Below are 10,604 nucleotides of genomic sequence, written 5' to 3' on the forward strand. Positions count from 1 at the left end.
GTGCCGGTGCGCAGCAGCATGATCGTCCATGCGCCACCGTCGGCGAGGCGGATCAACGGTATGTCGACAGTCAGCGTGAGCCCGCCGATGGCGGTTATCAAAAGACCTTTCTGGTGATCGTGATGAGAGGACATGCAGGAACTTTCGCAATGAAATGCAGGCTGGCGGCCGGCCGGTGCAATGGCGCACTCTCTCCAGCCAACCGGCTGAAAGACCAGCATCCCCTGCCTTGAAACAGTTTAAAGGCGGACCTTGGAAAAGCTCAGCGTGAAACCGCTTCGTTGATGTAGCGTTCCCAGCCCTTGGGGCCGAGATGCTCCTGCGGCATGAAGCGCATCTTATAATTCATCTTGCGCGAGCCGTTGACCCAGTAGCCGAGATAGACATGGGGCAGACCCATCGCCCTGGCGCGGGCGATGTGGTCGAGGATCATGAACGTGCCGAGCGACCGCTCCTCGAAATCGGGATTGAAGTAGGAGTAGACCATCGACAGGCCGTCAGCCATCTTGTCGGTGAGCGCCACCGCGATCAGCTCGCCCTGTCCCTTGCCGGTGATGAAGGTGTCGGGTCCACGCCGCCGATATTCGATCACCTTGGTGTCGACATGGGTGTCCTCGACCATCATCGCATAGTCGAGCACCGTCATGTCGGACATGCCGCCACGGCGGTGGCGGGCATCGAGGTAGCTGCGGAACAGGGAATATTGTTCGGTCGAGGGCTCGGCATTGTGCATGTAGCCGACGAGATCGGAATTGTGCTGCAGCACGCGCTTCATGTTGCGGCTGGCGACGAATTCCTGGGCGAGGATGCGTACCGAAACGCAGGCGCGGCAGGTCTCGCAGGCCGGCCTGTAGGCGATGTTCTGCGAGCGCCGGAAGCCGCCTTGCGTCAAGAGGTCGTTCATCTCCGCCGCCTTGTCGCCAACCAGATGCGTGAACACCTTGCGCTCGAACTGGCCGTCGAGATAGGGGCACGGCGACGGCGCGGTCAGGAAGAACTGCGGCGACTGGGTCGGATGCTGCGTCATCGAGCCTTGGAAACACTCCTTCGAATCACTCTACCTTTGGCGCGGACGGCGAAAAATTCAACAGGATTATGTGGGCGCGGTCGACTCGACGCCTTCACATTTGTGCTCAATCGGTTGCGACTGCTCTTCAGAGGGCCGTTTCAGCGGTCGGTGCGGCTGACGACCGTGCCAAGCAAAAGATCGTGCAAGGTGCGTTTGCGGTCGGAAAACAGCGTCACCAGCAGGACAAGCGGCGACAGGATGACATTGCCGGCCCAGAACAGCACCGAATGGACAACCGCAGTGAGGCCGTCGATTGGCCTGCCGTCGAGCCGGTCGAGCCGGATACCCATCATCTTCATGCCCGTGGTGGCCTGATCGGTGCTGCCCAGCGTGTTCCAGATGTAGAGGATGGCCACAGTCGGCAACAGGATGCCGAACAGCATCCAGCCAAGCCCGAGGGTCAAAAGCCCGAGGAAGAACACCAGAATGGCAAACGGAATGGTGAGCAGCGCGACGATGACATAGTCGATCATGAAGGCGAAGATGCGCTTCGTGCGCACGCCGTCATAGGCCCTGACATCGTCGAGCCTGCTGGTGATGAGTTCGCCGTCGAGAACGCGCGCGTTCATGTCATTTCCTCGTAACAAGGTCCGACATAGGGTGCGGACCGCTCAGCCATGAAATGGTGAAGGCCTGTGGCGGAATCAAGATCGCGCTTCCAGCGGTGCTCCAGCTTCGATGGCGTCGGGCCCGATGTGAACTGGTTGAATTTGCGGCGCGGATAGCATTAGCTTGTTGCAGCGCAGCAGAGCGCACAGGGGACGGGGCAATATGGACTACGACATGCTGGTCATCGGCAGCGGACCTTCCGGCCGCCGTGCCGCGGTGCAGTCGGCCAAGCTCGGCAAGTCCGTGCTGGTGGTCGACCGCGGCCGGCGTCTGGGCGGTGTCTCGGTGCATACCGGCACCATCCCATCGAAAACGCTGCGCGAAACGGTGCTCAATCTTTCGGGCTGGCGCGAGCGCGGCTTCTACGGGCGCGGCTACCGGGTCAAGCAGGATATTTCGGTCGGCGATCTGGTCGAGCGCCTGCACAAGACGCTCGACCATGAGGTCGAGGTGCTGCAGCACCAGTTCATGCGCAACACGGTCAAGAGCGCTCGCGCCGCGGTGAAATTCCTTGGCCCCAACAAGGTCAGCCTGACATCAGACACCGGCGATTACAGCGAGGTCGGTTTTGCCAATGCGCTGATAGCGGTCGGCACCAGGCCGCACCGCCCGCGCGAGGTGCCTTTCGACAAGACCCGCGTCTTCGACAGCGACGAGATGCTGGAGCTTGATCGCTTGCCGCGCACGCTGACCGTGATCGGCGCCGGCGTCATCGGCGTCGAATATGCGACGATCTTTTCCGCGCTCGACGTGCCGGTAACCTTGGTCGAGCCGCGCAACTCCATCCTCGATTTCGTCGACCGCGAGATCGTCGACGATTTCATCCACCAGATGCGCGATCGCGGCATGACCATCCGGCTGGGCAGCGCGGTGAAGGAGATCCGCTCCAAGCCGGACGCCGCCGAAGTGGAACTGGCCGATGGCCGCACCATCCGTTCCGAGGTTGTGCTCTACGCCGCCGGCCGCACCGGCAATGTCGGCAGCCTGGGCCTGGATGTCGTCGGCATCGACGCCGACTCCAGAGGGCGCATCAAGGTCGATCCGCAATCCTTCCAGACCAGCGTGCCCAACATCTATGCCGCCGGCGACGTCATCGGCTTTCCGAGCCTGGCCTCGACTTCGATGGAGCAGGGCAGGGTGGCCGCCTGCCATGCCTTTGGAGTGCCCTTGCCGCCGCCGCCGGAAACCTTCCCCTATGGCATCTATGCGGTGCCGGAAATCTCGACGGTCGGCCAGTCCGAAGAACAGGTGCGTGAGAGCGGTGCGGCCTACGAGGTCGGCGTGGCGCGTTTTCGCGAGACCTCGCGCGGCCACATCATGGGTGTCAACACCGGCTTCCTGAAGCTGCTGTTTTCGATCGAAACGCGCCGTCTGCTCGGCGCGCACATCATCGGCGAGGGCGCCACCGAGCTCATCCACATCGGCCAGGCGGTGATCAATCTCGGCGGCACCGTCGACTTCTTCGTCAACAACACCTTCAACTATCCAACGCTCGCCGAAGCCTACAAGATCGCTGGGCTGGATGCCTGGAACCGGATGGGAAGAGGGTAGGCCGGCTGGTCGTGGCGGCGAGCCTGTCAGCCTGCCTGCGCCACCGCCGCCGGTCCCGCCACCCATTGCCTGACGATTGCCGCGTCGGCGCTGCCGAATTCATGACCTGATGAGACAATCCTGGCGTCGATCTCGGCGCCATGCCGACTGAGCAATGTCACCAGAGCAGGGGCGAAAGGCGCATAGGTGAGGTCGGCGGCGCCGGCGATCATCAGCACCCGCACCTTTGACAGATCCGTCGCCGGCACATCATCGAGCACCGGCATCGGTCGCAGCAGCGCGGCGCGTTCGACAAGGCCCGGATGCAGCAGCATCAGGCTCGAAACCAGATTGGCGCCGTTCGAATAGCCGAGGAAAATTGTGCGCGAGAGGTCGAGATGATGGCGTGTGGCCGCGTCAGCGACGAAGCCCGCAAAGGCCTCGGTTTCGGTGCGGATGCTCGCCTGTTCGAAGCGCGTCGGCGTGATCCGCGCGAACCAGCGGAAACCATCCTCCTGGACAACGCGGCCACGCACCGCGACGAGCGTGGCACGCGGTGCGATCTCTCGCGCCAGCGGCACCAATGTCGTCTCGTCGACACCCGACCCATGCAGCAGGAAGAAGCAGTCGCCCGTTGAATCCGCCGCGCCGTAAAGCCGGTAGTGGAAGGCGAGATCACGCCGCAACGCACCATCTTGTGAGGTCTCGTCGATCATCGACCATCCTCTTGATTATATGACGTTTCGCTCAATTTGCCGGCTTCAAAACGCAATATTTTCAAGCTCCGCGAAAGTTGATTGAACCGGGCGCATTACAGTCCGTTTCTCCGCCGATAACATCCTTCGGGAGGAATCGAAGCGGTGCGCCGGGGGTCGCATTGCCGGTATGAACAACCAGCTTTGAGGCCTTTTTGTCGATGACCACCCAGATTTCCCCGGACCGCGATGCGCGTGTTCCAGACCGCGAGGCGCGTGTCCCGGACCGCACTGAGCGCGACACGCGCATCGATGTGATCCGTGCTCTCGCCTTGTTGACCATCTATGTCGACCATGTGCCGGGTACCGCCTTCGAGTATCTGACATACAAGAATTTCGGCTTTTCGGATGCGGCGGAGGTCTTCGTGCTGATCTCGGGAATCTCGGTCGCGCTCGCCTACGGCAAGAAATTCCAGCCTGGAAACCGGCTGCTGGCAACTTTGAAGATGTTGCGCCGCGCCGGTGTGCTTTATGCCACCCACATCGTCACCACCATGGTGGTGATGGCCATTTTCTGCGCTGCGGCGGTGTTTGCCAGGCGGCCGGAGCTTTTGACGATGATCAACATCGAGCCGTTGATCAAGAATACGCCGCAGGTGCTGATCGGCATCGTGACGCTGGGCCACCAACTTGGGTACAACAACATCCTGCCCGTCTATGCGGTGCTGCTCTTGCTGGCGCCGCTGTTCCTGCTCATTGTCAGCTATCGGCCGGTCCTGGCACTGGTGGCATCCGGCGCCCTGTGGCTGGTCGCGGGGATTTACCAGATTGCTCCGCCCAACTACCCCGAGCCCGGCTTCTGGTTTCTCAACCCGCTGTCGTGGCAGTTCCTTTTCAACATCGGCCTGGCGGGCACGCTGCATGTGCGTCGCGGCGGCACCATCCCGGTCAATCGCTGGCTGGTTGGGGCGGCCTTGGCCTACACCGTTGTGGCCCTGGTCTGGGTGCACAGCCCGCTCTGGGGGCATATCTCCTGGTTTGGCCTGCCTCCGGTGCTGACCGGTTTCGACAAGACGTTCCTGTCGCTGCCGAGGCTCCTGCATATACTCGCAGTGAGCTACCTGATCGTGGCATTCCCGGCGATCTCGAATCTGTTTCGCACCGGGCGCGATCATCCGCTTGCCATATTGGGCAAACGATCGCTGCCGGTTTTCATTGCCGGCACGGTGCTTGCAATGGCGGCGCAGGTGCTGAAGCTGATCAATCCGGGCGGATTTGCCTATGACAGCCTGTTGATATCGGCCGGCATCGTCATGCAGTTCGCGCTCGCCTACTATCTCGAATGGCTATCGGGCCTTGGCTGGTCCGCCAAAAGCAGGCCGGCTCACAGCGCCGCATCGCCCGTCCATGCTGCATCCTTCGCGATGCCGGGCATGGCGACAAGAATGGGCCGTTGAGCTCAGGTGGGTGAGGGGCCGGATGAGGCCCGCACCACGAGTTCGACCGGCAGCGATTGCCGGCTGAACGAACCATCATTTTCAAGGATCGCCTTGACGGCAAGGCGGCCCATCTCGGCGATCGGCTGGACGATCGTGGTCAGCGGCGGCTTGGAAACCGCCCCTTCCGGAACACCGTCGAAGCCGACGACAGAAACATCGCCCGGTACCGCAATGTCGTGCTGCCGCAGCCAGTCCAGCGCATGGAGCGCCATCCTGTCCGACATCGCCAGGATGGCTGTCGGCGTCTCGGCACCGGCGAAAATATGATCGAGGCCGGCCCACACGCTCTTCTCGTCATTGACGGTCTCGTAGATCGGCACACGCTCGACGTCGATGTCGACGCGGGAGAGTTCCGCGAAATAGCCACGCAGGCGGTCCCGCGTAGCGGAGTAGAGGGCCATTTCCACCTGCTCCCTTGTGGTAGGGCCGAAGCCTGCGTCGGCACAGGGCAGGGTAAGCACGGCAAAGCGGCGATGTCCGAGTTCGGTCAGGTGGCGGGCCGCCAGGCCGGCACCGGCGATGTTGTCGACGCCGATCGCCGCGACCGCATCGTCGTCGTCCGAATCGAGATCGAGCGCCACAAAGGGGAGCTTGCGTTCGCGCGCCAGTTGGACCAGCTTTGAGCCGCCATCGACACAGAAGACGATGAAGCCATCGACCAGCGCACTCTGGATGTTCCACGCCAGCTGCTCGCCATTGACGGCGGAGACCAGCGAAATCCCCGCACCGGTCGCGTCACAAGCCTGCGAGATGCTGGCCATCATCACCCGGGCAAAGGGATCGTCGAAGAAATAGGAGAGGGGTTCCGCGGTCGCGACACCGATGGCATTGACCTTGCCGGCGCGCAGCAGCCGGCCCTTGGGATCCGGTCCGCCATATCCCATGGCCTCGGCTGCCGCCTTGACCCGTTCACGGACCTCCTCGCGCACGATCTCCGGACGGGCGAAGACGTTGGACGCGGTGCCGTGCGACACGCCGGCTGCCTTGGCAATGTCCGCCAGCCGGACCGGTCTTGTCTTTGCAGAGATAAGTGGCGCCATCTTCGTCTCCTGAATTCTTCCCATTTAACACTTTCGTTGGATCGGTTCAAATTTTGGCTTGATCGAGGCTTCGATAGGGCCTATGTTTGAATCGATCCAAGGAAACGCCTGCTGGCTGAATTGGATCGATTCAACATCAAGTAGGGAGTTGTGTCATGCATCCCGTCAATTTTCTGTTCGAAGACATTTACCGCAACGACTGGAGCATCTCGTCGAACACCGCGACGCAGAAGCGCCGCGGCAAAACCAGCCCATGGGTCCGCGAGTTGCGGTTCCTTGTGGAGCGCAAGCGGAGCTGATCGGGGTCGGTTTTTCGCACCTCTCGATTGGATCGATTCAAGCGCTGAAAGGAGCGCACATCATGCATCCCGTGAGCTATCTATTTGAAGACATCTATCGCAACTATTGGGGAATCGCGCCGGCTTCCGAACGGCCGGAGCGGCATCGGTTGGCAAGGCTGCGGCGGCGCAATCGCGAATTGCTCATCAAGCCCGAGCGCCGGCAGGATTAGCCGCCACGCTCGAGGTTTGGTGCCGGCGGGCGTCAGGACCGCACGCGCACCAGCGCCGACGCAGCGATCGCCAGCCAGCCGGCAATGAGCAGCGTGCCGCCGATCGGCGCCGACAGCGGGAATAGCCGCGACCCGATGAAATCGCGGGCCAGCAGATCGCCGCAGAACAGCAGGAGCCCAACCAGCAGGATCAGGCTGCCGATGCGCAGGATCCGGTTCGCGCCAAGCAATCCGGCGGCAAGGAAGACCGGCGCATGCATCAGCAGGAACGATGCGGCGGTGCCAACGAAGGCGCCGCCGAGATGCGCCGCCGCGGCCGACAGCGCCACGCCGGCAGCACCGCAGAAGCCCCCGGCCAGGACGAGGATACGGCTGCTGTTGTCGGAAGGTCGTTCGGCTGTGCTCATGTTTGGGGCCCTGTGACGCCCAACCCCGTCAGGGCTTGCCGGGGTTGGCAACCATGTCCTGCTCGCGGCGTGACTGTGCCAGCCAGTTATACACCGCGCCGCCGGCCATCAAGATGGACGTGCCCAGAAACACCGAGCGCATGCCGAAATGACCACCGGCAAAGCCGCCCAGCAAGGGGCCGGCGACTTGCCCGACATATTGGGCGGAGATCGACAGCCCGAGCACATTGCCGCCGACCCCATCGGGAACATTGTGGCGGATCACGCTGGTGATGCAGGGCAACAGCCCGCCCAGCGCCAGACCCATCAGGAAGCGCAGGCCGATGAGTTGCCAGCTCTGCGTGACGAAGGCCTGCGGGATCAGCAGCAGCGCCGAGACGGCAAGCGCGCCGATGATGACGTTCCAGTGGCCGACGCGGTCGGCGAGCTTGCCGAGGCGCGAGGCCGACAGGATGGCGCCAAGGGCCGCCGCCGACATGACGACGCCTGATATCAGCGTGACGCGGCTCTGGTCCTCGATGAGCTGCTGCACATAGACGGTGATGATCGGCTCGATCGACATGGTGGCGAAGCTCAACAGCATGCCGGTCGCCAGCATGGCGACAACAGGCCGTTTGTCGGGGATTTGTGACCAGCCGCCTTTCCGCTTCTGCGTCGCTCCGGCGTCTGCTGTTTTCGGCCGGGGATTCTCCTTGATCAGAAACGTGGTCGCCAGGAATGCCAGGAAGATGACGCCGCCGGAGAGGAGAAAGGTGGCGCGGATGCCGATCAGCGGCGGCAGGGCGCCGCCAACCAGCGGGCCGACCAGAGCCCCGCCCGTGATACCGGCCGACAGCAGGCCCAGCGCCCAGCCGGAACGCTCCTTGGGTGTCTGCATGGCGACGAGGATGGTCGATCCCGAGGAGTAGCCGCCGGCAAAGCCGATGAGCAGCCGCAGCAGCACCAGCTGCCAGACCGTCTGCACCATGCCGGTCAGCGACATGCATATGGCCATGCCGAAGCTGGCGCGAACCAGCATCACCTTGCGGCCATAGCGGTCGCCGAGACGTCCCCAGAGCGGCGCCACCAGCGCCGCCGCGAAGAACGTCGCGCCATAGGCAATCCCCGACCATTGCACGATCGCCGCGTGACCCTCGGCACCCAGCTGCTCGATATAGAGCGGCAGGAACGGCAGAAGCAGCGTCATGGCGACAAGCGTCGAAAACGAACCGGCGAAGCACACGAACAGATTGCGCCGCCAGTGGATGTTGTAGGCGCTGTCGGTCGCCGGGGGCGTGCTCTGCTGCATGTCGTATGTCCTGCCCCAGCAACTCTTCTATCGATGCTTGCTGCGGATACCAATTTGGGATACCAAGATGGTGCACGTCATGGACGCAAGCTTGGCCGCTGTCAATGCAACCTGTCGAACGTGATCGGCAAGACGATCGCAAACGGCCAAAAGATGGAAACGACAATGTCGCAGATGCACAGCGTCGAAAAACAGCTTCGGCAGATGATCCTGGGCCTCGAGATCGGTCCCGGCGAAAAGCTGACCGAGCGCTGGATCGAGAGCCGTTTCGGTGCATCGCGAACCCCGGTCAGGGCAGCACTTCTGCGGCTCGAGACCGAGGGGCTGGTCGGCAGGGACGGGCGCGGCTGGACGGTGTCGCCGATCAATCTGGCTGAACTCGAGCAGATCGCCGTCTACAGGGAGGCGGTCGAGGTTGCGGCAGTTCGCCTGACATGCAGCCTGGCGGACCGGAGCGCCATCGATGTCATCCAGGCGATGCTCGAATCCTGCGACAACGACACGCCGCGCGAGGAATGGCATCGCGTCGGCATGGATTTTCACATCGAACTGGCGCGTCTTTCGGGCAATGAATTCCTGTTCCGGGCGGTCCGCGATGCCATGACACGCCTGTCACGGGCGCGCTGGCTGGAGGTTCGCGACGAAGCGGCCCTCAGCCGTGCCTGGGCCGAACATCGCGCCATACTGGCGGCGGCACGCCGTGGCGACGCCGATGAAGCTGCGCGCCTGCTCTCGGTCCACATTGTCGGCAGCCGCGACCGGCTGGTGACGTCGCTCGCCAACGATCGGCGCGGTCTTCGCGCCAGAGGCTTTGCCGTCGTTGCTGCTTAAGGTGGATGAAGGGGCGCAAAGCGGCGTCTGGACGTGTGCGCACTTTCGCCCTCGCTTCGCAGACGCCGATGGCGTAAGGAGCGGCGATGGAAAACAACCGATTTGAAACACCTGTGACTGTGAAGTCAGTCGCGGCGGGAAGCACTCAGCTCTTGCGCACGGCGCGTGAGGCTTCCGACTACCTCCTCAACAGCTGGCCCGGCAAGCGCAGCCCCAAGCATCGCGCGGCCCTGCAGGCCTGCCATGACGCACTCGCCGGCGACAAGCCGGCGATGAACGCCAGGCGCGCCTTCATTGCGGCGGCGCGCGAAGTGGACGTCTTTGTCAGCGACAAGGCGCCGGCCTGACACAAGGCGACATCCGAGGCGGCAATCCGGATTGAGGCACGGCCCGCATCTGCGGGCCTTTTGCCGTCACTTTGCCGTTTCGGTTTCGGCTTCAGTCTCGTCTTCGGGCTTCGCACGTTCCCTCGCTGCAACCTTGGCTGCCAGCTTCTCGGCCTTCTTGGCCGCCTTCTGGCGGTCGCGTTCCTTGCGTTCCTGATCGTAGTTTGGTGGTCGCGCCATATCGGCTCCTTTTTCACTGCCTCGCGGCTCTGGTCCTGCCTAGGAGCATTAGCCGTCAAACACAACAGCTGAAGCGATAGTGCGTCGATGATGGCCAGGCTTGCAAGATGCGCGCCGCAATGATGGGGCCACGCCCATCATTGCGGCGGCGATACCTATCGCCGTCGATTTGCCGATCAGATGCCGCTTCGGTCAATCACCAGATCGGCGGCACCAAAGCGGTCCTTTGCCGTCAGCTGCTGGTGCCAGTAGGGATAGAGCAGGGGCGGCCGGCTGACCGCGTCGAGGCGCGCGCGCTCCTCGTGGGAAAGCACCAGGCTTGCCGCCGCGATGTTGTCCAGGAACTGCGTTTCCGTCCTGCCGCCGATCACCAGGGAACTGATGGACGGCCGGCCAAGCAGCCAGGCCAGCGCCACCTGCGCTGCCGACACGCCGCGCTGCGCGCCGATCTCCACAAGCACATCGACGATCCGCCACAGCCGGTCCTCGTCGCGGATCGGTGGTTCCGACCAGCCCGCGAGTTGGCGGGCGGTGGGGCTGTCACGGCGGTATTTTCCGG

At 63.1% G+C, this 10,604-nt stretch carries 13 protein-coding genes and 1 pseudogene; 5 read left to right on the forward strand and 9 right to left on the reverse strand.

What is annotated here, in order from left to right:
• From EN955_RS35710 to EN955_RS31225, 3 genes and pseudogenes are all read right to left on the reverse strand, one after another.
• Positions 1 to 221: pseudogene (locus tag EN955_RS35710) on the reverse strand (EamA/RhaT family transporter); the annotation flags it as partial.
• A 41-nt stretch (positions 222 to 262) separates the two neighbouring features.
• The gene (locus tag EN955_RS31220; RefSeq protein WP_024504696.1) at positions 263 to 1,027 is read right to left on the reverse strand and encodes an arginyltransferase; all 765 of its coding nucleotides are present in this window, start codon (positions 1,025 to 1,027) and stop codon (positions 263 to 265) included.
• Positions 1,028 to 1,167: 140 nt separating this feature from the next.
• Entirely contained in the window at positions 1,168 to 1,638 is a 471-nt protein-coding gene (locus EN955_RS31225; protein WP_024504695.1) for an RDD family protein, read from the reverse strand.
• A 202-nt stretch (positions 1,639 to 1,840) separates the two neighbouring features.
• Here EN955_RS31225 and sthA point away from each other — a divergent pair, with 202 nt between their 5' ends.
• Positions 1,841 to 3,229 carry a Si-specific NAD(P)(+) transhydrogenase gene (sthA, locus tag EN955_RS31230; protein ID WP_024504694.1) on the forward strand — a complete coding sequence of 463 codons (1,389 nt, stop codon included), beginning with the start codon at positions 1,841 to 1,843 and terminating at the stop codon, positions 3,227 to 3,229.
• A gap of 26 nt (positions 3,230 to 3,255) precedes the next feature.
• Here sthA and EN955_RS31235 read toward each other — a convergent pair whose 3' ends face one another.
• Positions 3,256 to 3,924 carry an alpha/beta hydrolase gene (locus EN955_RS31235; RefSeq protein ID WP_024504693.1) on the reverse strand — a complete coding sequence of 223 codons (669 nt, stop codon included), beginning with the start codon at positions 3,922 to 3,924 and terminating at the stop codon, positions 3,256 to 3,258.
• 200 nt (positions 3,925 to 4,124) lie between these two features.
• Here EN955_RS31235 and EN955_RS31240 point away from each other — a divergent pair, with 200 nt between their 5' ends.
• The gene (locus EN955_RS31240) at positions 4,125 to 5,360 is read left to right on the forward strand and encodes an OpgC family protein (RefSeq protein WP_024504692.1); all 1,236 of its coding nucleotides are present in this window, start codon (positions 4,125 to 4,127) and stop codon (positions 5,358 to 5,360) included.
• Between the two features lie 2 nt (positions 5,361 to 5,362).
• On the opposite strand, the gene EN955_RS31245 is transcribed toward EN955_RS31240, so the two are convergent.
• A complete protein-coding gene (locus tag EN955_RS31245; RefSeq protein WP_024504691.1) occupies positions 5,363 to 6,442 on the reverse strand; it encodes a substrate-binding domain-containing protein in 1,080 nt (359 codons plus the stop codon).
• An 82-nt stretch (positions 6,443 to 6,524) separates the two neighbouring features.
• Between EN955_RS31245 and EN955_RS34960 the strand changes: the two genes are divergently transcribed.
• Entirely contained in the window at positions 6,525 to 6,953 is a 429-nt protein-coding gene (locus EN955_RS34960; protein WP_164752844.1) for a hypothetical protein, read from the forward strand.
• A 32-nt stretch (positions 6,954 to 6,985) separates the two neighbouring features.
• Here EN955_RS34960 and EN955_RS31260 read toward each other — a convergent pair whose 3' ends face one another.
• Both EN955_RS31260 and EN955_RS31265 read right to left on the reverse strand, forming a co-directional pair.
• Positions 6,986 to 7,360: a DUF423 domain-containing protein gene (locus EN955_RS31260; RefSeq protein ID WP_024504690.1), complete on the reverse strand. Its 375-nt coding sequence runs from the start codon at positions 7,358 to 7,360 to the stop codon at positions 6,986 to 6,988.
• 28 nt (positions 7,361 to 7,388) lie between these two features.
• Entirely contained in the window at positions 7,389 to 8,648 is a 1,260-nt protein-coding gene (locus EN955_RS31265) for a multidrug efflux MFS transporter (RefSeq protein ID WP_024504689.1), read from the reverse strand.
• A gap of 165 nt (positions 8,649 to 8,813) precedes the next feature.
• Here EN955_RS31265 and EN955_RS31270 point away from each other — a divergent pair, with 165 nt between their 5' ends.
• Together EN955_RS31270 and EN955_RS31275 are read left to right on the forward strand one after the other, a co-directional pair.
• Positions 8,814 to 9,479, forward strand: a complete 666-nt coding sequence (locus EN955_RS31270) for a GntR family transcriptional regulator (RefSeq protein WP_024504688.1) — start codon at positions 8,814 to 8,816, stop codon at positions 9,477 to 9,479.
• Between the two features lie 113 nt (positions 9,480 to 9,592).
• Complete coding sequence (locus EN955_RS31275) at positions 9,593 to 9,826, forward strand: DUF982 domain-containing protein (RefSeq protein ID WP_244506945.1); 234 nt, start codon at positions 9,593 to 9,595, stop codon at positions 9,824 to 9,826.
• Positions 9,827 to 9,892: 66 nt separating this feature from the next.
• Here the strand turns inward: EN955_RS31275 and EN955_RS31280 are convergent, their stop codons facing one another.
• Both EN955_RS31280 and EN955_RS31285 read right to left on the reverse strand, forming a co-directional pair.
• Entirely contained in the window at positions 9,893 to 10,045 is a 153-nt protein-coding gene (locus EN955_RS31280; RefSeq protein WP_081714371.1) for a hypothetical protein, read from the reverse strand.
• Between the two features lie 176 nt (positions 10,046 to 10,221).
• Positions 10,222 to 10,604, reverse strand: a 383-nt coding sequence (locus tag EN955_RS31285; protein WP_164769934.1) for an aldo/keto reductase, incomplete at its 5' end; no start/stop codon positions are given.

It is taken from the genome of Mesorhizobium sp. M7A.F.Ca.CA.001.04.2.1 (assembly GCF_003998485.1).
Lineage (GTDB): Bacteria > Pseudomonadota > Alphaproteobacteria > Rhizobiales > Rhizobiaceae > Mesorhizobium > Mesorhizobium ciceri.